Genomic DNA, 24,482 nt, shown 5'->3' on the forward strand with positions numbered 1-24,482 from the left:
GAGGGATTAAGATGGGAAGTATTTCTTTCATAGCCACCGGAGACAGCTTCATTACAAGGAGGCTGGCGAATCAGGGAGTAAAGTATACGGTTCTGGCTGAATTGATCCAATCGGCAGATGTGCGCTTCACGAATCTAGAAGTCACTACGCACAGGTATGAAGGCTTTCCGGGGGCGGTGAGCGGAGGCACCTGGGCGATTGCTCCGCCTGAGGTGCTGGCGGACCTTAAGGCATACGGCTTCAATCTGGTCGCCTGGGCCAATAACCACAGCCTGGATTATTCCTACGGCGGACTCGAAGCGACGGCTAAATATTTGGATGCCTACGGCTTCGTCCATGCCGGATGCGGAGAGAATCTGGCGAGAGCGGGGGAGCCCAAATATTTGGATACCCCCTCCGGCAGGGTGGCATTAATCGCGGTTACGTCCTCTTTTCACGAGTCGTGGCCCGCCGGAGAGCAGCGTGCCGATATGATAGGCAGGCCGGGGGTCAACCCGCTACGGCATGAAATACGGCAAGTGGTCACTGCAAGACGGCTGGAGGAACTGCGGGCCATTGCGGAGGTTACCGGCATCAATGCTGAATACCATTATGCTGTGGAGAGCGGCTACCGTGTGGCCTTGCCGGAGGGACAGCTTCCCTTCGGGAGCTATATTTTCGAAGCCGGTGAGAAGGAAGGTGTGGCTACTTCAGCGCATGCCGGCGATATGAAGCGGATTCTTAAGGCGGTATCGGAAGCGGCTAGGCAAGCGGATGTTGTTCTGGTCAGTATCCATACCCATGAAATGCAAGGCGCGCACCTAGATGAGCCGGCCGATTTCCTGCGCGAGTTCGCACATGCCTGTATTGATACAGGCGCACATGCAGTTATTGGTCACGGCCCGCATAAGGTATGCGGGATGGAGATGTACAAAGAGAGACCGATCTTCTACAGCCTGGGAAACTTTATCTTTCAGAATGAGACGGTGGCGCATTTGCCCGCTGATTATTATACAAAGTTTGGCCTGGACAGTTCCCACGGAACTGCTGATGCGTTTGATCAGAGGGGGCAGAATGATACCCGGGGAATGGCCGCCAATCTGCGGATCTGGCAGTCCTTCCTACCCCGCTGGACCATGGAGAACGGCCGGATTATCGAAATTACGCTGCACCCCATTGAAATGGGCTTCGGCCTGCCGCGTTACCAACGGGGCTGGCCTGAGTTATCTTCAAGTGATGCAGCGCTTCAGGATTTACAGAGGCTGTCCAAGCCGATGGGTACGAACATCCGGATTGCAGGTGGAACCGGAAAGGTAGAGCTACTATAAGAGGGTTAGGAGTGACGGCCATGGGTACCATTGAAATTAGATCTGAAGCTATTGAGCATATCAGCGGAACGATTGAGCATAAAAGAGAGCTGCTGGCCAGTATAAACGACCGGATCTGGGAATTTGCTGAAACGCGTTATGAAGAGGCGCGCTCCGCAGAACTGTTCGCGCAAATTCTGGAGCAGGAGGGCTTTGAAGTAGAGAGAGCCGCTGGAGGAATACCAACCGCGGTAATTGGCAGCTTCGGCACCGGATCCCCGGTGATCGGTATCCTGGGTGAATATGATGCTTTGTTCGGTCTTAGCCAGGAAAAGGGCCTTTCCAGCAAGCAGCCGGTGGTGGAAGGCGGAAACGGTCATGGCTGCGGCCATAACCTGCTGGGCAGCGGGGCCCTTGCGGCAGTCATCGGGGTGAGACAATACCTGTTGGACCAAGGATTGTCCGGCACTGTACGCTTCTACGGCTGCCCTGCCGAAGAAGGCGGGGGCGGCAAGGGGCTGATGGTTAAACGGGGCTTGTTCGAAGGGGTGGACGCGGCTATTACCTGGCATCCCGGTCCAGCCAATTATATTAATTCCGCTACGCTGCTTGCTACACGCCAGGTATACTTCCAGTTTAAGGGGCGGAGTGCCCATGCAGCGGCAGCCCCCCATCTGGGTAGAAGTGCGCTGGATGGTGTGGAGCTGACCAACATGGGGGTCAACTATCTGCGGGAGCATATGGAGTCTGACTGCCGGATTCATTATGCGATTACAAACACAGGCGGAATTTCACCGAACGTTGTGCAGGCAGAGGCAGAGGTGCTGTACAAGCTGCGTGTTCCCCGCTCCGAGCAGCTGGCAGATTTGTATGAGCGGATTGTGAGAATCGCCGAGGGAGCGGCTCTGATGACCGGTACTGAACTTGTGATCCGTCCCGACTCCGGCGCTTCTGAGCTAATCATGAACCGTACACTGGAGCGGGCAGCCTATGCGGTATTCCAGGAGATCGGTGTTCCTGACTTTGATGCGGCTGAGCTGGAATTCGCCTCCCGGATCCGCACGACGCTGACCGAACAGGATAAGCTGGATGGACTTCCTTCCGGTCTGGAAGGGAAGGCCCTGTCAGACCGGCTGGAGCCTTATTCCCCGCAGGACCACCTGGTCATGGGCTCCTCCGATCTCGGCGATGTCAGCTGGCAGATGCCGATGGTGCAATGTTATGTCGCTTCCATGGCCCTAGGCACACCGCTGCATACCTGGCAGGTGGTTAGCCAGGGAGCTTCGTCTTCGGCTCACAAGGCACTGCTCCATGCCGGAAAGCTGATGGGACTGACAGCGCTGGAGCTGTTCCTGCAGCCGGAAGTGCTTGAACAGGCTAAGGCGGAGCACCGGCATAAGGTTACGGGCCGCAGTTACTTGTGTCCGATCGCAGACGATGTGGTTCCCGGTCCAGTCAAACGATAAATTCAATCTGATGGGAGTGGTATAGATGACCCCAATACAGGCGGAAACGCTAAGATTTATAGAAGAGTATATCGATCAGAAGCAGGAGCTGCTGATCTCTGTAAGTGACCGGATCTGGGAGTATGCCGAAACCAGATATGAGGAGCAGCAGTCCGCTGAACTTATGGCGGAGATTCTGGAGCAGGAAGGCTTTGAGGTCCAGCGTGCCGCAGGCAATATCGGGACTGCTGTTGTAGGCAGCTACGGGAGCGGGAAGCCGGTAATCGCTATTCTTGGAGAGTACGATGCCTTGTTTGGGCTCAGCCAGCATCGTGGAGAGAACGCGAATCATCCGGTAGTCCCGGGAGGCAACGGCCATGGCTGCGGGCATAACCTGCTCGGTACGGGCGCGCTTGCCGCAGCGATCGCCGTCCGGCACTGCCTGGAGCAGTATGGTCTTGCCGGTACGGTACGCTTCTATGGCTGTCCGGCCGAGGAAGGCGGGGGCGGCAAAGCCCTGATGGCCAGAAACGGCCTGTTCGAGAATGTTGATGCTGCATTGACCTGGCATCCGGAGGCAAGGAACAAGGTTACCAATCATACCTCTCTTGCAACCTGCCAGGTGTACTTTAAGTTCAAGGGCCGCAGTGCACATGCTTCCGCGGCCCCTCATCTGGGCCGTAGTGCGCTGGATGCCGTCGAATTGATGAATGTGGGGTGCAACTATTTGCGGGAGCATATCATTCCTGAAGCCAGGCTGCATTATGCCATTACCAACAGCGGCGGCATCTCGCCCAATGTAGTCCAGGCGGAAGCGGAGGTGCTGTACAAATTACGCACTCCACGTTCTGAAGATCTGGCAGAATTGTATGACCGGATATGCAATGTGGCGAAGGGCGCTGCTCTTATGACGGGTACAGAGCTTGAGATTCAATTCGACTCCGGCTCCTCAGAGCTTATTGTCAACAAAACGCTGGAGAAGCTGATGTATGAGCAATTCGTCCAGCTGGGCGGACCGGTTCATAATGAGTCTGAGCTTCAGTTTGCGGAAGCGATCCGCAGTACATTGACTAGTCAGGAGCGGACATTCAATGTGCCGGCCGGGCTGCACGGCAAGGCGCTGGCAGACCGGGTGGAAGAATACGATCCGCAGACCTCCATGCTCTGGGGCTCCACAGATGTCGGAGACGTCAGCTGGAAGGTGCCTACGGTTCAATGTGAAGTCACCTCAGTTGCACTGGGGACCCCTTTCCATACGTGGCAGGTGGTCAGTCAGGGCGGAATGTCCATAGGGCATAAAGGGATGCTGCAGGCAGGAAAGGTCATTGGCGCTACCGCACTTGAACTGTTCCTTCAGCCAGAGGTTCTGGCTGAAGCCCAGCGGGAGCACGCCTTGCGCCTGAACGGCAGAACCTATAAATGCCCCTTCCCCGATGACGTAACACCAGGACCTGTTAAGCGCTAACCTTTGGTTAATGCGGTGATACAGCAAGTAAGGGGAATGAACAATGAAAGTATCACGTGCCGGTACGGCTATGCTGGTTATGCTGCTGATTTTGATCTGGGGTGCTTCGTTTCCGGTCTATAAAATTGCACTGAATTATGCTCCACCTCTGCTGTTTACAGGTATAAGGACTTTGGCGGGAGGGGCGATCCTGTTTCTGCTGATGGTTCACAAACGGAGCGCACTGAGGTGGAAGGCCAACTGGCAGATATATATTCTTTCTGCGGTCTTGAACGTCATTTTATTTTTTGGTCTACAAATCATGGGGCTTCGTTATCTGCCTTCCGGCATGTTCGCAGTGATTGTATATTTACAGCCGGTTATGGTTGGTGTGCTGGCCTGGCTGTGGTTAGGAGACCAAATGTCAGCCTTGAAGGTGACCGGATTTCTGGCGGGGTTTGCGGGTGTTGCTGTGGCAAGTATCCAGAACTTAAGCGGGAATGCATCTGCAGCTGGGCTGCTTCTTGCCCTGGGTACAGCGATCAGCTGGTCTGTAGGCACGGTGTACGTCAAGAGAGTCAGCGGCCGGGTAGACTTCATGTGGCTTGCGGCCATGCAGTGCTTAATTGGAGGAGTGGTGCTGACGGGTGCCGGTTCCATTACTGAGACTTGGAGCGGCATTGTATGGAACGGCTCTTTTTTAATAAGCCTCCTGTACGCGAGCGTGTTTGGAGTTGCTGTATCCTGGATGCTGTATTTCTTCCTGGTGAATGCCGGCAATCTTCAAAAGATATCCTCTTTCCTGTTCCTTGTCCCCATAGTTTCCGTAACCCTTGGTGCGCTGCTGCTGAATGAGCCGTTAACCGGATTTCTACTGGCCGGCCTAATGCTGATTGCCTTCAGCTTGTATTGCATCAACCGGCAGCCGAAAGTCAAAGATCCCTAAAAAAGAAGATAGAGAGATATAACTCTTGTTCATTTCTCACACTTGTGGATAGTTGCCCCAGTACCGTCCTATGGAACTGCGGACTAACCATAGCGGGAAGTGAACCTCGATGACGCTTCATACCCGCAGAGCTCAAACGCCCAAGTAATCTAGGAGGCAAGGAAATGACAGAGGAAGCATTTCGGATTGAAAGGGATTTTCTTGGAGAGAAACAGGTTCCGCTTGATGTATATTACGGTATCCAGACGGTGCGCGCCCTGGAGAACTTCCCGGTTACCGGTTACCGCATTCACGGGGAATTGATTGTTGCACTGGCTATGGTTAAAAAGGCGGCTGCAGCCGCGAACATGGAGCTCAAGCAGTTGACGCCGAGACTCGGCGAAGTGATTATACAGGCTGCAGGCGAGATTATAGCGGGACAGTGGCATGGTTCGTTCATCGTTGATCCGATTCAAGGCGGAGCAGGAACCTCCATTAACATGAATGCGAATGAAGTCATTGCGAACCGGGCCATTGAGCTTCTCGGTGGACGTAAAGGTGATTATAGGGTTGTTAGCCCAAATTCTCATGTCAACATGTCACAGTCAACTAATGACAGCTTTCCTACAGCGATTCACTTGGCGGTTCTCTCCATGCTGGAGAAGCTAATTGGAACTTTACACGGGCTGCATGCGGCGTTCGAGAGGAAGGCAGCGCAGTTCGATCACGTGATCAAAATGGGACGCACCCATCTGCAGGACGCTGTTCCGATCCGGCTGGGGCAAGAATTCCAGGCGTATGCCAGTGTACTGGGCCGGGACATCCAGAGGATCAGCAGAACGAAAGAGCTGCTATATGAAGTGAATCTCGGTGCGACTGCTGTGGGGACGGGTCTCAACGCAGACCCGCAATATATTGTAAGAGCTGTGGAATCGCTTGCGGACATCAGCGGGTTCCCGCTGATTCGTGCGGGACACTTACCAGACGCTACGCAGAACACGGATGCCTATACTGAAGTGTCTGCTACTCTGAAAATCTGCATGATCAATATGTCAAAGGTAGCCAATGACCTGCGGTTAATGGCCTCCGGCCCGCGGGCCGGATGGGGTGAGATTACGCTGCCCGCCCGGCAGCCGGGTTCCTCAATTATGCCGGGCAAGGTTAATCCGGTGATGTGCGAGCTGGTTAACCAGGTGGCATTTCAGGTCATGGGAAATGATCATACGATCTGCCAGGCTTCAGCAGCCGGGCAGCTGGAGCTGAATGTGATGGAGCCTGTGCTTGTATTCAATCTCCTCCAATCCTTAACAATCATGAATCAGGCATTGGATGTATTTAACACCCTCTGTGTGCAGGGAATTGAAGCTAATGAAGAACGCTGCCGAAGTTATGTGGATCAGAGCGTAGGCATAATGACAGCGCTCAACCCGCATCTGGGTTATGAAACGGCGGCAAGAATCGCCAATGAAGCAATTGCCACCGGGAAGTCCGTCCGCGAGCTCTGCCTTCTGTACAATGTGCTGTCGGAGGAGGAGCTGGATTTGATTCTCGATCCCTACCAAATGACCGAACCCGGCATTGCCGGTAAGGAACGTTTGGAATATAGCTGAAAGTGACGTGAGGATTATGGATTATTATCAATTTATATCGGATATCATCGACCAGAAGCAAGGGAAGCTCACGGAGGCCAGTGATCAAATCTGGGACTTCTGCGAAACACGTTACCAGGAGCACCGCTCAGCGGAGGTCTTATGCAAGGTACTAGAAGAAGAGGGCTTCAGTGTTCAGCGAAGCGCGGGAGAGATAGAAACGGCTTTTGTGGGCACTTACGGCAAGGGGGCGCCTATAATCGCCATACTTGGTGAATTTGATGCCTTGTCAGGGATGAGCCAGGTTGCCGGTGTAACCTTCAAAGAACCTTTGCAAGAAGGTGCAAACGGACATGGCTGCGGACATAATCTGCTGGGTGCAGGCTCGCTTGGCGCTGCGGTTGCCGTCCGGCATTATCTGGAGAGAAGCGGCCTGCCGGGAACCATCCGTTATTACGGCTGTCCTGCTGAAGAAGGAGGCGGCGGTAAAGCCTATATGGCGCGGGCGGGATTGTTCAAGGATGTCGATGCAGCCTTTACCTGGCATCCATGGGATGAGAATCTGGCATATAACAGCAGAATGCTGGCCACCTGCCAGATCCAGTTCACCTTCAGGGGCAACAGCTCGCACGCATCTGCAAGTCCCCATCTGGGCCGCAGCGCACTGGATGCTGTCGGACTTATGAATGCAGGAGCCAACTATCTGAGAGAGCATTTGATTTCTGAGGCAAGGCTGCATTATGCCATTACGGATGCCGGCGGACACTCGCCCAATGTTGTGCAGGCCAAAGCCTCGGTATTGTATAAGCTCCGTGCTCCAAGAATGAGCCAGGTGAAGGAAATGATCCAACGGGTATGCGATATCGCCAGTGGCGCAGCCATGATGACCGGAACCCGTGTAGAACATCAGGTGGATGGTGCCTCCGCAGATCTGATTCCTAATTTCACCTTAAGCCGGGTGATGCACCAGTGCTTCACTGAACTCGGTGGTGCGGCTTTTACAGAAGATGAGCAGCGGTTTGCCCGGGGGATTCAGGACAGCTTCTCGGCGGAAGAAAAGCGCATAGTGCGGAACGGAGGCGGAAGGATTCTGTCGGAGCAGCTTCAGCCGTATTCAGAGGAGCAGGGATATGTGTATGCTTCGACAGATGTGGGGGATGTCAGCTGGATTGTGCCTACAGGGCAGGTCTATGTGACCACCTGTGCATACGGCACCCAGCCGCATAGCTGGCAGCTGGTGACACAGGGCAAATCTTCTGCAGCCCATAAAGGCATGCTGCTGGCAGGCAAGGTGCTGGCTGCTTCAGCTATACATGTGCTGCAGCATCCCGCAGTGATTGCTGCTGCGAAATCTGAGCTGAAGGAACAGTTGGACGGAGAGGTGTACCAGTCACTGATTCCGCCGGAAGTGCAGCCGGCAGCAAGCAGAGCGGTCTAGCAGAGAAAATCGAGACCATCAAGAGTGTGAAGGGGTTGGGAAGAGTGAAGGACAACGAGATTCTAGGGACCATGAGCTTCAGCATGTACGAGCAAATATTCGCAGCTCATCAAGGGGGGAAATTATCAGTAGAGCCTAAGCAGACTGTACACAACAGTGTGGATTTGGCAAGAATCTATACTCCCGGTGTTGCAGAAGTCTGCTCTGCAATTCATAGGGAACCGGATAAGGCCCACACATTAACTATCAAGAAGAATACCGTTGCCGTGATCTCAGACGGAACTTCCGTGCTGGGCTTGGGGGATATCGGGCCATATGCAGCCGCTCCTGTAATGGAAGGCAAAGCCATGCTGTTTAAACAACTGGCTGGGGTGGATGCTTTTCCGATCTGTCTGGACACTACCGATACAGAGGAAATCATTCGTACGATTCAAAGAATCAGTCCTATATTCGGCGGGATCAATTTAGAAGATATTAGCTCTCCAAGGTGTTTTGAAATAGAGCGCCGATTAGCTGATCTGTTGGATATCCCTGTGTTTCATGATGATCAGCATGGTACTGCGATCGTGGTGCTTGCCGGATTGTTCAATGCGCTGAAGGTGGCAGGCAAGCAGATCGATCAAATTCGCGTTGTCGTCAACGGTATCGGAGCGGCGGGAATGGCGATATGCCGAATGCTGCTAAGAGCCGGTGTCACCAGACTCGTCCCCGTGGACCGGGAAGGAGCTATCGTACTAGGCGGCCGTTATTCTCAGCCCATGTGGCAATGGCTGGCGGAGCGGCCAGAAGTGGAAGCCATTCCTGGGCTGCTCAAGGAAGTTATCAGGGATGCGGATGTATTTATCGGGGTGTCCAGAGGAGGGGTTCTTACGGCTGACGATGTGCAGTATATGGCTCCCGGCAGCATCGTCTTTGCCATGGCCAATCCGGACCCGGAGATTGCACCGGAGGAAGCTCTGCCTTATGTTCAAGTATTCGCTACAGGACGCAGTGACTACCCCAATCAAATCAACAATGCCCTTGTTTTTCCCGGGATTTTCCGTGGAGCCCTGGACTGCCGGGCTTCCTCCATTAATGAAGAGATGAAGCTTGCTGCTGCCTATGCCATAGCTTCAGCCATTCCGGATGCAGAATTAAGCCCGGTGAATATTGTTCCTGCTGTATTGGACAGAGAAGTCGTCGCGAGAGTGAGGGTTGCTGTGATTAGAGCAGCTGTTTCATCTGGGCAAGCGAGAGTTATGCCTGTAGACTTAATGGATGGAGTGTCGTAATCCAAATAATAACGGGAAGGGCTGTGTATTTTATTGTCATTAACTGCAAAATTGTAGGTGAAGGATTCCCGGTAGTTATTTTGCATGGCTGGTCTTTGGATCACAGCGTAATGTCTGGCTGCCTAGAGCCGAATTTTGTGAAACGGCAGGGCTGGAAAAGAATCTACATCGATTTACCAGGAATGGGAGCATCGAAAGCTCAAGCAAACATTCGTAATTCAGATGATATGCTGCAAGCGGTTCTTGACTTCATAACTTTACAAATTCCTGATGAACCTTTTTTGATCTTCGGGTATTCATACGGCGGCCTTATTGCACGGGGTGTTGCACATTATCTTCAAAAAGATGTACGTGGCATGCTCTTAATTGCACCAGTAATTGTAAGTGAACCGTCGGAAAGAAACTTGCCGGAGAAAAGAGTCATCAAGGCCGATAGTTCATTGCTGTCGCGTCTCCCCCTGGAAGATGCCTCTGAATTTGCTGCCGTGTCCGTTATTCAGGGAGAAGAGGAATGGGTCAGGTTTAATCGCGAAATTCTCTTACCCTCAAGAAAAGCGGATCACTCATTTTTAACTCAAGTCCGCAACAATGGATACGGGTTCACATTTGAAATGGACACTGATACAACGATAAACGAGTATCCTGTACTTATTATTACTGGTCGTCATGACCATATTGTCGGATACAAGGATGCATGGGGTATATTGGATGAATATCCAAACGGAGCTTTTTCATTGCTGGATTTGGCTGGACATCATCTACAAATAGAACAGCCCAATATATTCAATGCCTTAGTAAACAATTGGCTTGATGAACTTGAGAGCGGATATATAAATTGCTGAGTTATACCCTTGTAAGAGGAAATGAAACTCTCCACTTGATTTTCAAGCAAATTCCGGATCAGGTGTATAGGAAAGTTCAGTGTCTTTTTCAGAAATATATTTCAGAATTTCGATAACTTCCTTTGGTCTATCTGTTTTTAAATGAAAGTTAATTTTTAACTCAGTGTAGTTTCCCATGATGAATTATTCAAATGCAACAGATGGACATATTTGGAGAAAAAATAGGCGGTATCAATAAATCGATATTCTACCGAAGAGGTTTATCTAAATGATGGAAAGGTCGCCTACCTAAAAAAAAATGTCGTCTCATTAGTGAGGAGGATTTGTGTCCTTACCTCCGATGTAGGAGAACAAGAACATAGTCCCATTGGAACCCGCGCCTAGCGCGGGTTTTCTATTTTAAGGGATCAAGTTCTTGTCCATTGCTCAGGACAAGAACTTGGTACTATTGCCGATTCGATTAATATCTAATTATTAACTTGTTCCGGTTTCCAGCTCAAATCGGTAATCAAACTTTAGTTGGCATTACAGAAATTATTGGAAGTTTTTAATGAATAAGTACCGAAAGCTCAATTAATTGTACAACTTGTCTTTTAACTGACTGGACTGTCCAATGACACAAAGTTACCTATATTATGACGGATTTTAATTTATGTATAAACAATGATGTTTTAAGCTAAGTAACACCTATATTAACAACCAGGGGATAATATATAATCTGCTTCGCTGCCTTTGTACAATAATAAACCACAATGTAAATCGTTTTGAGTACTAATACACGAATCATGATGTTTTAGTGATTGATGCTATGCTATCTATGTTTTATCATACACATATGGGCATTAAACCATTATTGTGTATTCGGAAGGAGATGATGATATATAGCATTTAATAACAATAAAGTGAAAGTGGATGGAATCTTTATTTCCAGATGAAATGGATAAATAGCCTGTAATGACCGGTCATTAGGTATTGTACTAGAGGTGAATATGTCATCAGTGCAGTTCAGACAGAACACCGTATTAATGCTATTAATAGAATCAGTGACCTTGCTACTTTTCATAAAAAAATAAATGTTCAGGAGAAAAATATATGGAAAAAGTAATTTTGAACAATGGCATAGAAATGCCGATTCTCGGCTTTGGTGTATATCAGATAACTGATGCAAATGAATGTGAACAAAGCGTTTATGATGCTCTTATGGCAGGTTACCGTCTGATTGATACTGCTGCAGCATATCTAAATGAAGAAGCGGTAGGACGAGCAATCAAACGAAGTGGTGTGCCTAGAGAGGAAATATTCGTTACTACAAAAGTTTGGATTCAAGATGCAGGTTATGAGAATACAAAAAAAGCATTCGCAAAATCACTAGAAAAATTGCAATTGGACTATTTGGATTTGTATTTAATTCATCAGTCTTTTGGTGATGTGTATGGTTCTTGGCGTGCTATGGAAGAATTGTATCGTGAAGGTAAGATCAAGGCTATCGGAGTATGTAACTTCCCTATGGACCGATTGGTAGATTTGATTGATCACAACGAAGTTACTCCTGCTATAAACCAAATTGAAACGCATCCGTTCACCCAGCAAGTAGAAAGTTCTCTTTATATGAAAGAGAATAATGTTCAGATCCAGTCATGGGGTCCATTTGCTCAAGGAACAAATAATATCTTCCAGAATGAAGTTTTAGTTTCAGTGGCTGAAAAACATAAAAAATCCGTGTCTCAGGTAATTTTACGTTGGTTAACCCAAAGAGGAGTCGTTGTGATTCCAAAGTCTGTTCACAAGGAAAGAATCATCGAAAACTTCAATATCTTTGATTTTGAATTAAGCCAAGAGGATATAGAGTTGATTGCTACATTAGATACGAAAAAGAACCTGCTCTTTTCATTTGACGATCTGGAAAGCGTCAGATGGCTCAGCAACGTTAAGTTTGATATTTAATGCTCAGATACCACTCAACGAATCATTACAACAACTAGAAAGAGGGATAAAAAATGGAGTATACAAAACTTGGTAATAGCGGATTGGATGTATCGCGAATTTGTATGGGAACGATGGGCTTAGGTGTAGAATCCAAGCGTTGGCCTCAAAAATGGCTGATTGATGAGGAGAATAGCCGTCCGATTATTAAAAAGGCACTAGAACTCGGGATCAACTTCTTTGACACAGCAAATGTGTACTCAGACGGTTTGAGCGAGGAATTTTTGGGACGCGCTATAAAGGATTTTGCAAATCGGGATGAAGTCGTTCTTGCAACAAAAGTGCATTACCCTATGCACGACGGTCGAAATGGTGCTGGTCTTTCCCGGAAGACAATCATGAGTGAAGTTGATAAAAGCCTTAAGCGCCTTGGAACTGATTATATCGATCTCTATCAGATTCACCGCTGGGATTATAACACCCCGATTGAAGAAACGATGGAAGCGTTGCACGATGTTGTGAAAGCCGGAAAGGCAAGATACATTGGTGCTTCCGCCATGTACGCATGGCAGTTCCAAAAGGCATTACATGTAGCTGAGAAAAATGGCTGGACAAAGTTTATATCCATGCAGAATCACCTTAACCTCATGTATCGTGAAGAAGAAAGGGAGATGCTCCCACTTTGTAAGGAAGAAAAAATCGGTGTTATACCATATAGTCCTCTTGCATCAGGAAGATTGACGCGTGATTGGAGTGAAACAACAAAACGTTCGGAGACTGATCAAGTTCAAAAAAATAAATATGATGCAACAGCCGATACCGATCGAGCAATTGTAGAACGTGTTGCTGAATTGGCAGAAAAACATGATGTGCCACGCGCTCATATTGCACTTGCTTGGTTACTGCAGAAAGAACCGGTAGCAGCTCCAATTGTAGGCGCTACAAAAATATCTCATCTCGAAGACGCAGTAGCGGCCCTTTCTGTTTTCTTAACACCGGAAGAAGTAGCATACATGGAAGAACCATATGTACCGCACACAATCGTAGGTCACAATTAATACGTGTATGACGACATTTATAGGATAGCTAACTAGATTTGGAAAGTGAGGACTAATCAATGGAAAATGTAAAATTAACATCAAAAGTATTAGAAGGACGCGTAGCACTCGTTACAGGTGGAAGTGCTGGAATTGGTTACGGAACTGCTAAGCGTTTGGCCGAAGCGGGAGCATTTGTCTACATTGTCTCGCGGCGTCAGGAACAGATTGAACAGGCTGCAGTTCAGCTCGGATCATCGGTGCGAGGCATCGCAGTTGATGTTACGAAAAAAGAGGATTTAGAGCGTCTTGCCGAGACCATTCTGAAAGAGCACGGTGCCCTCGATATCGTCTTCGCCAATGCTGGCGGAGGTAGAGCTATCCCCTTCGATGATCTCACCGAAGGGGATATCGATCACTTGCTCGGCGTTAATATCAAGGGAGTTATTCTTACCATTCAGACCATGCTTCCGATTCTTAAGGACGGAGCTTCAGTTATTCTGAATGCTTCGATTACCGCTGACATGGGTCTTCCTGGTTTTGCAGTTTACGCATCTACCAAGGCAGCTGTACGTTCGCTGGCACGCAGCTGGACCACAGATCTTAAGCATCGGGGAATAAGGGTGAATTCTGTTAGCCCAGGCGTTGTGCCAACTGAGGGTTACCGCACCGAACAGTACATGACTGATGAACAGGTTGCTGATTACGCAGATCGGGTTATAAGTGAGATTCCGGTAGGGCGTGTCGGAACACCTGAAGATATCGGTGACGCAGTGGTCTTTCTAGCCTCTGAAGCGAGTAGCTTTATTACTGGTATTGATCTGGTAGTCGATGGCGGCCAAACGCGAGTATATGCGGGGAATAACTAATGAAAACAACCTTGAAATCTGACGAACAGCACATCATTTGCGAATTACAATGCGAAGCGTCGAACCGCGAAAAGGTAAAAGAACTACTCTTAGAACTTGTCGAACCAGCACGTTCTGAGGTGGGGTGCCTTTACTACGACTTATACCAAAAAATTGAAGAACCCAACACCTTCTACATTCTAGACGGTTGGGTTAATGAACAAGCTGTTGATGAGCACACTCAGCATCCGAATGTGCCAAAAGTTATGGAACATTTGAGCCCTTTACTTCTCTATCCTCCGAAGATCACGCTGAGTAACCGCGTGAGTGATCCGTCATAATTACTAAATTAACTATCCGTCTAACAAAAATAGGAATTCGTACTTTATGTTAATGTTCAATTGATTTCTTCCGTCTATGAGCCGAGCTAGAACTTATCATAGTATTCTAGCTCGGTCTTTTTTTCAAAGGTATTATCCCTATATTTGTAGCTATTTGTGCATCGAAGTTTCTACATTGTAATTTAGTTAATTGTAATATTTGCTTCTTATGACATTACAAAAAGGATGCTGGAAAATGAGTAATCAAAACATTGCGAAAGAAATAGTTCACTTGGTCGGTGGAGAACAAAACATATCTAGCCTTGTGCATTGTGCAACACGGCTACGTTTTAATTTAAAAGATAATAAACTGGCAGATAAAGAGAATCTCAAAAAATTAAGTGGAATTCTCGGCGTGGTGGAAAGTGGTGGACAATTTCAGATTGTGATAGGAAGTCATGTCTCGGAGGTTTATAAAGAAATTTCGAAGACTACAAATACGGATGCCTCAGAAAAGTCTCCAAATGAGAAAAAGGGAAGTATTGGAGCCCAAATATTTGAAGTTATTTCCCGCAGTTTTTCACCTTTGCTTGGAGCCCTTGCTGGTGCAGGTATGCTTAAAGCATTATTAACTATTTTAACAATGACTGGGATATTATCAGCAGAAAGCGGGACTTACTTTATTTTATCAGCTGCTGGAAACGCTGTCTTTTACTTTCTCCCAATTTTTCTTGGTATAACCATTTCGACGAAGTTTGGAGCAAATCCATACGTTGGCGGAGCCATTGGAGCTGCATTACTAGAGCCGAATTTTACAAGTTTAGTTAATAATTCGGGTGACGTCTCTCATTTTCTAGGTATTCCAGTGGTTATGATGGATTATTCTTCTTCTGTGTTCCCTATTTTTATCGCAATTAGTATATATGCTGTTTTAGATAGATTCCTAAAAAAAATCATTCATAAAGACATACAAATGTTTATGGTTCCTATGTTGTCATTAGTTATCATCGTGCCATTGACTGTTATTGCTTTTGGTCCTTTTGGTGTGACTCTAGGGAATTTGATTGGGCAGGGGATCAGCTTTTTGGCTACTCAAAGTGGAATCTTAACAGGCGCTATAATGGGTGGAGCGTTTACTTTCCTTACCTTATTAGGACTTCATTGGGGACTTACTCCAATTGTTTTAGCTAACTTAGCTGGTGATGGAGATCCACTTCTTGCAATGGCTTCTGCAGCTATCTTTGCACAAATAGGAGTTTCTTTTGGTGTTTTGTTGAAAACAAAGGACAAAAATTTAAAAACACTAGCTGGATCTATGTTATTACCTGGTGCATTGTCAGGTGTAACAGAACCAATTATTTATGGATTAGTGCTTCGTTACAAACGTACACTTCCTTATATTGCGGTTTCAGGAGCGGTCGGAGGAGCAATTGTTGGCCTTGTTGGAGCTAAAGCAATATCATTTTCATTTCCATCTTTTTTAGGTATTCCAGCATTTTCACCAATGGGACTATACACGATTGCTATCCTAATTTCATTTGCTTGCGCAACACTTCTGACAGTAGTTTTGGGATATGAAGATAAACAGAAAAATGTCGAAGCAAACAAGACAGAGTCTGAACAGCAATCTTTAAAGCAAGAGGTTATTCTCAGTCCATTAACAGGAGTGATTAAGCTATTGGCGGATGTGGAGGATGAAGCTTTTGCCACAGAAGCTATGGGTAAAGGGATATCGATTGAACCAACTGTGGGTAAAGCTGTATCACCTGTTAACGGTGTTGTTACAACCGTTTTTAGGACTGGACATGCAATTGGTATCACGTCAGACAAAGGTGCAGAATTACTCATTCATATCGGAATCAATACCGTCAAATTAAAAGGAAAATACTTTTCTCCGGTTGTAAATGAGGGGGATCGGATAATTCAAGGTGACCTACTAGTAAACTTTGATATTGAGAAAATTAAAGAAGCTGGATATCTAGTTACTACCCCAATAATTATTACAAATTCAAGCAGCTATACTGATGTTATTGATACTAATAAAGAAACCGTCCAGGAAAAAGATGATTTATTAACACTAATCATTTAATTATTTTCAGTAGAAATGATAGACAAAATATATGTATGGGATTAAGGAGAATGATAACTATGAATTATGAAGAAAAGAAGTTTCCAGAAGGATTCTTATGGGGCGGGGCTACTGCAGCAAATCAATTGGAAGGCGGATTTTATGAGGGTGGAAAAGGGCTGAATATAGCTGATGTTCTACCTGGGGGAAAAGAACGGCTCAACGTATTGAAGTCACCAGGTTTCGATTTTGAAATTGATACAGAAAAATATAGTTATCCAAATCATGAGGCTATAGACTTCTACCATCGCTACAAAGAAGATATCGCGTTATTTGCAGAAATGGGATTCAAAGTATACCGTATGTCCATCGCTTGGACAAGGATATTTCCTAATGGAGATGAGATGGAACCAAATGAAGCAGGCTTAGCTTTTTATGATCGTGTGTTTGATGAATTGCATAAATATGGTATTGAACCGATTGTCACGATATCTCACTATGAAATGCCGATAAATCTTGTGAAAGAATATGGAGGCTGGAGAAGTAGAGAAGTAGTAACCTTCTTTGAAAGATATGCAAAAGCAATTTTAAACCGTTACAAAGAAAAGGTGAAGTATTGGCTCACATTCAACGAAATCAATTCTGGACTTGAATTACCGATTTTCGGTCTTGGTTTTGCGATTCAAAATGACGAAGACAAATACCAGCCAACTTTTCAAGCTTTCCATCATCAATTTGTTGCAAGTAGTTTGGCGGTTAAGGCCTGCCACGAAATTATTCCCGATGCGAAAATAGGATGTATGATTATATATGCACCTATATATGTCTATGACAGTAAACCTGAAAATGTAATGTATGGTCTACAAAAGTCACGTTTTTTTAATAATTTCTGTGGTGATGTTCAAGTAAGAGGGGAATACCCAGCTTTTATCAAACGTTACTTTAAAGAACATAACATTAATATTGAAATTCAACCTGATGATTTACAGCTTCTGAAGACGTATACAGTTGATTTTATTAGTTTTAGTTATTATATGTCACTGACCGAAAAGGAAGAAAAGTTAGCTACTGATATTGGAGAAGGAAATATCTTAGGAGGAATGAAAAATCCGTTTTTAAAAACTAGTGAGTGGGGATGGGAAATAGACCCTATCGGATTAAGAATTTCACTAAATGAGTTATATGACAGATACCGGAAACCACTTTTTATTGTTGAAAACGGTTTAGGAGCAAAAGATAAGGTAGAAGAAGATGGTTCAATTCATGATGATTATCGAATTGATTATCTTCGCGAACATATTAAACAGATGCGTGAAGCTATTGAAGATGGTGTTGAATTGATGGGATATACGCCTTGGGGTTGTATTGATCTAGTAAGTGCTTCAACAGGAGAAATGTCTAAACGTTATGGATTTATTTATGTCGATAAACACGATGATGGTAACGGATCACTAGAGCGGAGTAGAAAGAAGTCTTTCTTCTGGTATAAAGACGTAATAGAAACAAATGGGGCAAAACTTTAAAAATTGTTAATTAGAAACTATACAATTTCGTTTGATTCGTGCACTAATACACAATTTAGGATGACTTAGTTATTGACCATATTCTGGTACTAGATATACTTATTCACGAGAGCGTAGTAAATCACAAGTGTGAATTTGGTGAAATCAATAAGTATAATAAAGGAGAATAATCATGGGAAATCGGTTTGATGGTAAAGTAGTATTAATTACAGGTGCAGGCTCTGGTTTAGGTCAAGCCTCTGCATTACAAGTAGCAAAGGAGGGAGCAAAGCTATCACTAGTTGATTTAAACTCGGCAGCTTTAGAAGAAACAAAAGGTAAAGTGCTCGAAGTTACACCTAATGCAGAAGTGCTCTTAATCACTGCTAATGTGGCAGATGAAAAAGCAGTTGAAAACTATGTCAAAGATACAGTCGAAAGATATGGAAGAATAGATGGTTTCTTTAACAATGCAGGAATCGAAGGGAAACAAAACCTCCTAACAGAGGATTACGATTTTGAAGACTTCCAAAAAGTCATAAGTATTAACTTAAGCGGTGTATTTTATGGTATGAAATATGTATTGAAAGTTATGAGAGAACAAGGTTATGGCTCGGTTGTCAATACGGCTTCAGTTGGTGGCATTCGTGGTGTGGGAAACCAAACCGGTTATGCGGCTAGTAAACATGGTGTGGTTGGGTTAACAAGAAACTCTGGTATTGAATACGGTCAATACGGTATAAGCATTAAAGCCATTGCACCTGGCGCAATCCTGACACCAATGATTGAAGTATATTTAAAACAAATCGATCCAGTTAATTGGAAAGAAGCAGCAGACGAATTAGTTCAACCTAATCCAATGAAGCGTTTCGGAAAACCAGAAGAAGTCGCTTATTTAGTTTCGTTCTTACTTTCTGATCAAGCAAATTTCATCAATGCAACCGTAATTCCAATTGATGGTGGACAATCTAATAAATATTAATTGAACTATAAAGAGTGGTTGAGTATTTTTTGACCACTTTTTATTTGCAATTGCATTTTAGGAAAGAAAAGAGGTTTCAAATGCCTAATGATAAAAAAGTTGCTTTAGTCACCGGCGGAAATCGAGGAATTGGTTATGAGCTCGTCAAACAATTGGCTTTGAATGGTTTTAAGGTTATTTTGGCAAGTAGAGATCCAGAAATGGGTCAGGAGGTTACACAAAAACTAAATGAAGTAGATCTGGATGTTACGTTTGTAAGGATGGATGTCGACGATCAAGAAAGCATCCGTCAGGCTGCAACTGTAGTCAATGAGAAGTATGGGAAACTAGATGTATTAATAAATAATGCTGGTGTGTATTTGGATGAGAATGAACGGCTATTAACGATGAATCCTAGTCTTCTAGAGCACACGATGGACATTAATTTCTTTGGTGTTTATTATGTCATCCGTGCCTTTCTCCCCCTCATGAAAAAGCGTGGCTATGGGAGAATTATTAATGTTTCTTCTGAAATGGGAGCGATGCGGGATATGTCCTCTCAAGGAGCAGGGGCCTATAGGCTGTCTAAGCTTGCCTTGAATGGATTGACGCAATTGATAGCTGCAGAAGTCAAAGGAGATATCAAAATAAACGCTGTCTGTCCGGGCTGGGTAAGTTCTGATATGGGTGGTCCATCTGCTCCAAGAACTCCAAAACGAGCAGCGGAGTCTATACTCTGGTTAGCGACTATTGGTCCTGAAGGACCTTCTGGTGGGTTTTTCAGAGATGGCAAAGAACTCGAATGGTAACAATAGATATTGGTTAATCAAAGAAATGCGGAGGATTAAAATATGCAAAAAGTTATGTTGAACAACGGTGTGGAAATGCCTATCCTTGGATTTGGTGTTTTTCAAATTCAAGATGAAAAAGAATGTGAACAAGCTGTTTGTGATGCCCTAATGGCAGGATATCGTTTAATTGATACGGCTGCAGCTTATCAAAATGAAGAAGCTGTTGGAAGAGGAATTAAACGTAGTGGTATTCCAAGAGAAGAAATATTTGTAACTACAAAACTGTGGATTCAAGATGCTGGTTATAATAGTGCAAAAAAAGCATTCAAAAATGCATTAGATAGGTTGCAGTTAGATTATTTAGATTTATATTTGATTCATCAACCTTATGGTGACATCTATGGCTCTTGGCGAGCGATGGAAGAATTATATCATGAAGGAAAAATCAAAGCGATTGGAGTTAGTAACTTCCAAAATGATCGCCTCTTAGATTTAATAATGAATAATGAAGTTAAACCTGCTGTAAATCAAGTGGAGACACATCCGTTTTTTCAACAAATAGAAAATGCCCAATTTATGAAAGAACAAAATGTTCAAATTCAGTCTTGGGGTCCTTTTGCTGAAGGGAAAAAAGATATCTTTAAAAACGAAGTATTGGTAACAATAGCAGAAAAATATAATAAATCAGTTGCTCAGGTAATATTACGTTGGCTAACTCAAAGGGATATCGTAGTTATTCCAAAATCAGTACGTAAAGAAAGAATTATCGAAAACACTAATATATTTGAATTTAAATTAAAACAAGAAGATATGGAACTGATTCAAACATTGGATACAAAAGAGAGTTTGTTTAATCGTCCGAATGATATGGCAAGAGTGAAGTCGTTAAACAGCATGAGATTTAATATCTAAAGACTTAATAAATAAGAAATATAATACGTAAAAAAGAATACTAAAAGCAAACCAAAAGTATAGTTCCTTCTAGTAAGGGATTATGCTTTTTTTGTCGTAGATAATTTTTCAAGTACCCTCGTAATATTCCCTATAACATTCATATTATCGCAATTATAAATTTAATATACACAATTTTAATTGAAGTGTGCACTAGTGCACATTTTTTAGGAGTTTAGTAATTGATCATGTTCTATTTTTATATATAATAATACACATGAGTGGTTTAAGCCATTCAAATGAATTTAGTTACTGGTGCAAAGGAGAGAGAGCATCAAAAAAAGAATTTAAGAAAATGTTCTAAGAAAGATTGGAATTATAAAAATAGGTTGGAGATGATTAAATGTCTAAAAGAAATAATTTGTTTATATTTATATTAACCCTGGGTGTATTTGGTATTTTGAATACTGAAATGGGTGTTGTTGGAATATTGCCTCAAATTGCTGAACGCTTCCATGTCAGCGTATCTCAAGCAGGATTACTAGTGAGTCTCTTTGCACTTGCTGTTGCCATATCTGGTCCAATTTTGCCGTTATTGTTCTCTGGTATCAACCGCAGAAAGGTATTGTTATTTGTACTTGGTGTATTCGTTTTAAGTAACATTGTTTCTATATTTGCTCCAAACTTTACTATTGCATTAATTGCTCGCGTAATTCCAGCATTTTTACATCCAGTATATATCTCAATTGCTTTGACAGCAGCAGCTAGTTCAGTTAGTGAGAAAGAAGTTCCTAAAGCTGTTTCAAAAGTCATTTTGGGTGTGTCAGCAGGAATTGTAATTGGTGTACCCATCACAACATTTATTGCTAGTGCAACTTCGCTTGATCTTGCGATGACATTCTTTGCTGTCGTGAATGCAATAGCATTCATGGGTGTATTACTATTTGTCCCATCTATGCCTGTTAAGGAGAGACTTTCCTACGGAGCCCAACTAAGCGTGTTGAAAAAACCCATAATTTGGCAATCAATTACCGCTGTCGTATTTATAAATGCAGCAACAGCTGGGGTTTATAGTTACTTCGCGGAGTATCTTGAAACCATTACTCATATTTCTGGTACAGCCCTTAGTTTAATGTTAGTTATATTTGGTGTGGCAAGTTTGTTTGGGAATGTCTTAGGTGGAAAATTACTTTCTAAAAATGCTATTAAATCTGTAGTGATCTATCCATTCGTATTTGGAGCAGTATACATCTTATTATTCTTGATGGGCAAGTTTACTGCACCTATGATCATCATTGTTGTGTTATGGGGAATATTGTATGCAATATCAAATAATATTAGTCAATATTGGATTACATCTGCAGCTCCAGAAGCTCCTGAATTCGCTAATGGATTGTTTCTAACAGCAGGTAACTTAGGTATAACCATTGGAACGACTGTAGGTGGCTTATTTATATCTGGGATGGGGACCCAATACATCGTATTAGGAGGACTGCTGTTCTTGATATTGAGCTTAATATTTATCTTACTGAGAACCTTCATGTACAGTCCTAATAAACAACTAGCTAAATAAAGAATGCGATCTAAAACCATGAATCGCAGCAAGTGTTTTAAGGAGAAGATATAATGAGTGAAAGAAATGTAAGAAGGGATAATTCCCTTAGTAAATCAATCGATGAAACGTTTGACGAATCTATTCAAGAAGCAAACCAATCTGCTGTAGTTGTCGGTGCGTCGCTTTCTGGACTCATGGCAGGGATTGCTCTTGCGCGATCTGGATTACATGTAACCATTTTAGAGAGCGCTGGAGCAAAACCACGTAGTGGCGCTGTTCTTCAAGTTGACAGCGGAGATATTGATCGGACTTTAACAGCGAAAGCTTTAAGAAAACTTGCTTCTGGTGGAATGAAGTCTGTTGAAGCCTGGTCTTCTGTGCAGTCTCGATTGCGTGCAGAAGCTAAATCTCATCCTAAAATCGACTTGCGTTATGATACTCGCGTTCAAACTGTTAATCAGGACAACGACTCAGCTTGGGTTATGACGGATAAGGGTGAGACATTCCACGGAGATATTTTGATTGGTGCTGATGGTCACCGCAGCACTGTGCGACGTCATGTTGCACCACATAATCCGAACGCAACTTTTGCGGGATATGTGATATGGGTAGCTATTGTAGATGAGAATGTTATTCCTAAAGAACATCGGCCTAATCGTAATGCACCAAGGGTAGCTATGCCAGATGGTATCGGTGACTTTTTACTCGGTGGTATTGTTGCTGGAACAGATGGTTCTCATGATCTAGGCCATAGACGACTAGGATGGGCTTGGTACGATAACACTCAAAATGATTTGTTACGTCGTCTTGGATGTGTGGAAGGAACCGTTGTACGACATTCGCTCAATGCTACTGACATTCCAGAACAGACATTGATTGAGCTAGCTGAACAAGCTTCTCATAGATGGCCACAACCATGGTTAGACGCAATTCTTTATAGCATTCGAACACGTAACCTTACAGGAACACCGATTGCCGAATACGTTCCTGACAAACTTGTGAAAGGACGTATAGCTATCGTTGGAGATGCTGCACATGTACCTACACCACTGACTGCATCGGGATTTAATGCTTCATTACAAGATGCTGCTACCTTGGCAGACTGTGTTGCAAAGGGAATACAAGGAATTGCAGCAACTGAAGCTCTTTTGGAATATGAATCTCTCCGTTTAAAGGATGTACGTCAGATTGTGCAATCTGGACAATCTTTCAGTCGCTCTTTTGGACGATAATATAGTTACGTGATTTGATATGATGTTAGTGAAGCTGAAGATGGATTTAAAAAATCATATTTCATGCAAAAAAAAGGAGCAGTTTGCAAAACTGCTCCTTTTTTTTGATTTGTAAGATAACTATGAGAGATTACTTTCTAATAACATTCCGACTTGTTTTCCCATAACTTCAGGTGGATAAGGCATTCCATTTGTAAACCACCATTCCACGATCCCTACGTAAGCTGGCGAGATAAACTGTATAATAATATCTTCGTTAATTCCGCGTTTTTTCCCCTCCGTCATATCCCATCCATTCTTGATATCATCGGTGACAAACTCAAGGAAACGGCATCGGAAGAAAGGGGCTCCTTTGCTGGCTAGTAAGGCCGAAAAGAATGAATAATTTCGTTCGAAGTATGCGAACCAGCTCACATTGCCATCTAAAGTATCCATATCAGATTCCAATTCGCAGATTCTTTTTAATTCCTTAATATGTTCTTCGATAAGCTTATCCAACAGATCAAATTTATCCAAGTAATGAAGATAGATGGTTCTGCGATTAACATTTGCTCTATCAGCGATATCCTGGATTGTAATGTCATCAAAGTTTTTTTCGCTCATCAGTTCTATAACAGCTTTTTTTATAGCCTCTTGAGACTTCAGACTTCTTCTATCCATCTTAGACATTGTGAGAATCACCCAACTTTCTAAAAATTAAATACTCAATTTCTATTATTTTGTGTACTAATACTCGAATTATAGTGATTTGGTGTTGTTGATATTCTGTTTCTCTATATAATTATACACTCATGGTCATTAAACCATCAATGCGTATTTTCAATGGCTGGCAAAATAAAAAAGGAGATGATGATATGGGAGTCAAATAACATCTAAAAATAACAAAATGGCTTTATTCTTGCCTAAAGTAGTTTTGAACCATGGATGTTGAAATGCCTATTCCCGGCTTTGGTGTTTATCAGATAGAAGATTCAAATGAATGTGAACAAAGTGTTTCTGTGCCCTAATGGCAGGTTATCATCTGATTGATACCACTGTAGCAAATCTAAATGAAGAAGCGGTTGAGCCGAGCAACCAAACAGAGTGGCATGCCAAGAAAGTAAATAAGGCTTGT

General features: G+C 44.2%; 19 protein-coding genes and 2 pseudogenes. 20 read left to right on the forward strand and 1 reads right to left on the reverse strand.

The features are described from left to right. Positions 1 to 11 precede the first annotated feature (11 nt). From MHH89_RS07360 to MHH89_RS07450, 19 genes and pseudogenes are all read left to right on the forward strand, one after another. Complete coding sequence (locus MHH89_RS07360; RefSeq protein WP_076217618.1) at positions 12 to 1,307, forward strand: CapA family protein; 1,296 nt, start codon at positions 12 to 14, stop codon at positions 1,305 to 1,307. A 20-nt stretch (positions 1,308 to 1,327) separates the two neighbouring features. Then, positions 1,328 to 2,752 (forward strand): amidohydrolase, encoded by a 1,425-nt coding sequence (locus tag MHH89_RS07365; protein ID WP_076306612.1) that lies wholly within the window; start codon positions 1,328 to 1,330, stop codon positions 2,750 to 2,752. A 25-nt stretch (positions 2,753 to 2,777) separates the two neighbouring features. Further along, the gene (locus MHH89_RS07370; protein ID WP_076217616.1) at positions 2,778 to 4,196 is read left to right on the forward strand and encodes a M20 family metallopeptidase; all 1,419 of its coding nucleotides are present in this window, start codon (positions 2,778 to 2,780) and stop codon (positions 4,194 to 4,196) included. A gap of 43 nt (positions 4,197 to 4,239) precedes the next feature. Then, on the forward strand, positions 4,240 to 5,121 hold the full coding sequence (locus MHH89_RS07375) for a DMT family transporter (protein ID WP_076279737.1): 882 nt from the start codon (positions 4,240 to 4,242) through the stop codon (positions 5,119 to 5,121). A 164-nt stretch (positions 5,122 to 5,285) separates the two neighbouring features. Next, entirely contained in the window at positions 5,286 to 6,710 is a 1,425-nt protein-coding gene (aspA, locus tag MHH89_RS07380; protein WP_076217614.1) for an aspartate ammonia-lyase, read from the forward strand. A 16-nt stretch (positions 6,711 to 6,726) separates the two neighbouring features. After that, positions 6,727 to 8,127: a M20 family metallopeptidase gene (locus tag MHH89_RS07385; RefSeq protein WP_076307877.1), complete on the forward strand. Its 1,401-nt coding sequence runs from the start codon at positions 6,727 to 6,729 to the stop codon at positions 8,125 to 8,127. Next, positions 8,079 to 9,398 (forward strand): annotated as a pseudogene (locus MHH89_RS07390) (NAD(P)-dependent malic enzyme); the annotation flags it as partial. The gene MHH89_RS07385 and the pseudogene MHH89_RS07390, both read left to right, overlap by 49 nt. Positions 9,399 to 9,421: 23 nt before the next feature. Next, a complete protein-coding gene (locus MHH89_RS07395) occupies positions 9,422 to 10,240 on the forward strand; it encodes an alpha/beta fold hydrolase (protein WP_305953995.1) in 819 nt (272 codons plus the stop codon). 1,092 nt (positions 10,241 to 11,332) lie between these two features. Beyond that, positions 11,333 to 12,184 (forward strand): aldo/keto reductase, encoded by an 852-nt coding sequence (locus MHH89_RS07400; RefSeq protein WP_076307878.1) that lies wholly within the window; start codon positions 11,333 to 11,335, stop codon positions 12,182 to 12,184. 53 nt (positions 12,185 to 12,237) lie between these two features. After that, positions 12,238 to 13,221, forward strand: a complete 984-nt coding sequence (locus tag MHH89_RS07405) for an aldo/keto reductase (protein ID WP_076279739.1) — start codon at positions 12,238 to 12,240, stop codon at positions 13,219 to 13,221. Positions 13,222 to 13,280: 59 nt separating this feature from the next. Beyond that, a complete protein-coding gene (locus tag MHH89_RS07410) occupies positions 13,281 to 14,069 on the forward strand; it encodes an SDR family NAD(P)-dependent oxidoreductase (RefSeq protein ID WP_076279740.1) in 789 nt (262 codons plus the stop codon). After that, positions 14,069 to 14,389, forward strand: a complete 321-nt coding sequence (locus MHH89_RS07415; RefSeq protein WP_076217609.1) for a putative quinol monooxygenase — start codon at positions 14,069 to 14,071, stop codon at positions 14,387 to 14,389. The genes MHH89_RS07410 and MHH89_RS07415 overlap by 1 nt, the downstream gene beginning before the upstream one ends. Positions 14,390 to 14,624: 235 nt before the next feature. Continuing rightward, entirely contained in the window at positions 14,625 to 16,457 is a 1,833-nt protein-coding gene (locus tag MHH89_RS07420) for a beta-glucoside-specific PTS transporter subunit IIABC (protein WP_076279741.1), read from the forward strand. 59 nt (positions 16,458 to 16,516) lie between these two features. Continuing rightward, on the forward strand, positions 16,517 to 17,959 hold the full coding sequence (locus MHH89_RS07425; protein ID WP_076306613.1) for a glycoside hydrolase family 1 protein: 1,443 nt from the start codon (positions 16,517 to 16,519) through the stop codon (positions 17,957 to 17,959). Between the two features lie 172 nt (positions 17,960 to 18,131). Then, positions 18,132 to 18,920 carry an SDR family oxidoreductase gene (locus tag MHH89_RS07430; RefSeq protein ID WP_076217606.1) on the forward strand — a complete coding sequence of 263 codons (789 nt, stop codon included), beginning with the start codon at positions 18,132 to 18,134 and terminating at the stop codon, positions 18,918 to 18,920. An 80-nt stretch (positions 18,921 to 19,000) separates the two neighbouring features. Beyond that, the gene (locus MHH89_RS07435; protein ID WP_076279743.1) at positions 19,001 to 19,708 is read left to right on the forward strand and encodes an SDR family oxidoreductase; all 708 of its coding nucleotides are present in this window, start codon (positions 19,001 to 19,003) and stop codon (positions 19,706 to 19,708) included. Between the two features lie 42 nt (positions 19,709 to 19,750). Then, positions 19,751 to 20,602, forward strand: coding sequence for an aldo/keto reductase (locus MHH89_RS07440; protein ID WP_076279744.1), 852 nt, complete (start codon positions 19,751 to 19,753; stop codon positions 20,600 to 20,602). 382 nt (positions 20,603 to 20,984) lie between these two features. Then, entirely contained in the window at positions 20,985 to 22,154 is a 1,170-nt protein-coding gene (locus tag MHH89_RS07445; protein WP_076220729.1) for an MFS transporter, read from the forward strand. Between the two features lie 53 nt (positions 22,155 to 22,207). Then, positions 22,208 to 23,368, forward strand: a complete 1,161-nt coding sequence (locus MHH89_RS07450) for an FAD-dependent monooxygenase (RefSeq protein ID WP_081386221.1) — start codon at positions 22,208 to 22,210, stop codon at positions 23,366 to 23,368. 120 nt (positions 23,369 to 23,488) lie between these two features. On the opposite strand, the gene MHH89_RS07455 is transcribed toward MHH89_RS07450, so the two are convergent. Continuing rightward, a complete protein-coding gene (locus MHH89_RS07455; RefSeq protein WP_076220730.1) occupies positions 23,489 to 24,037 on the reverse strand; it encodes a TetR/AcrR family transcriptional regulator in 549 nt (182 codons plus the stop codon). Between the two features lie 229 nt (positions 24,038 to 24,266). Here MHH89_RS07455 and MHH89_RS07460 point away from each other — a divergent pair. Beyond that, positions 24,267 to 24,468: pseudogene (locus MHH89_RS07460) on the forward strand (aldo/keto reductase); the annotation flags it as partial. Between the last annotated feature and the right edge of the window lie 14 nt (positions 24,469 to 24,482).

It is taken from the genome of Paenibacillus sp. FSL H7-0323 (assembly GCF_038002725.1).
GTDB lineage: Bacteria > Bacillota > Bacilli > Paenibacillales > Paenibacillaceae > Paenibacillus_AQ > Paenibacillus_AQ odorifer.

Bases quoted from the DNA above. Each gene is read 5' to 3' on its own strand.
- MHH89_RS07360 (WP_076217618.1), top strand. From the start codon at position 12: ATGGGAAGTATTTCTTTCATAGCCACCGGAGACAGCTTCATTACAAGG.
- MHH89_RS07365 (WP_076306612.1), top strand. From the start codon at position 1,328: ATGGGTACCATTGAAATTAGATCTGAAGCTATTGAGCATATCAGCGGA.
- MHH89_RS07370 (WP_076217616.1), top strand. From the start codon at position 2,778: ATGACCCCAATACAGGCGGAAACGCTAAGATTTATAGAAGAGTATATC.
- MHH89_RS07375 (WP_076279737.1), top strand. From the start codon at position 4,240: ATGAAAGTATCACGTGCCGGTACGGCTATGCTGGTTATGCTGCTGATT.
- aspA (WP_076217614.1), top strand. From the start codon at position 5,286: ATGACAGAGGAAGCATTTCGGATTGAAAGGGATTTTCTTGGAGAGAAA.
- MHH89_RS07385 (WP_076307877.1), top strand. From the start codon at position 6,727: ATGGATTATTATCAATTTATATCGGATATCATCGACCAGAAGCAAGGG.
- MHH89_RS07400 (WP_076307878.1), top strand. From the start codon at position 11,333: ATGGAAAAAGTAATTTTGAACAATGGCATAGAAATGCCGATTCTCGGC.
- MHH89_RS07405 (WP_076279739.1), top strand. From the start codon at position 12,238: ATGGAGTATACAAAACTTGGTAATAGCGGATTGGATGTATCGCGAATT.
- MHH89_RS07410 (WP_076279740.1), top strand. From the start codon at position 13,281: ATGGAAAATGTAAAATTAACATCAAAAGTATTAGAAGGACGCGTAGCA.
- MHH89_RS07415 (WP_076217609.1), top strand. From the start codon at position 14,069: ATGAAAACAACCTTGAAATCTGACGAACAGCACATCATTTGCGAATTA.
- MHH89_RS07420 (WP_076279741.1), top strand. From the start codon at position 14,625: ATGAGTAATCAAAACATTGCGAAAGAAATAGTTCACTTGGTCGGTGGA.
- MHH89_RS07425 (WP_076306613.1), top strand. From the start codon at position 16,517: ATGAATTATGAAGAAAAGAAGTTTCCAGAAGGATTCTTATGGGGCGGG.
- MHH89_RS07430 (WP_076217606.1), top strand. From the start codon at position 18,132: ATGGGAAATCGGTTTGATGGTAAAGTAGTATTAATTACAGGTGCAGGC.
- MHH89_RS07435 (WP_076279743.1), top strand. From the start codon at position 19,001: ATGCCTAATGATAAAAAAGTTGCTTTAGTCACCGGCGGAAATCGAGGA.
- MHH89_RS07440 (WP_076279744.1), top strand. From the start codon at position 19,751: ATGCAAAAAGTTATGTTGAACAACGGTGTGGAAATGCCTATCCTTGGA.
- MHH89_RS07445 (WP_076220729.1), top strand. From the start codon at position 20,985: ATGTCTAAAAGAAATAATTTGTTTATATTTATATTAACCCTGGGTGTA.
- MHH89_RS07450 (WP_081386221.1), top strand. From the start codon at position 22,208: ATGAGTGAAAGAAATGTAAGAAGGGATAATTCCCTTAGTAAATCAATC.
- MHH89_RS07455 (WP_076220730.1), bottom strand. From the start codon at position 24,037: ATGTCTAAGATGGATAGAAGAAGTCTGAAGTCTCAAGAGGCTATAAAA.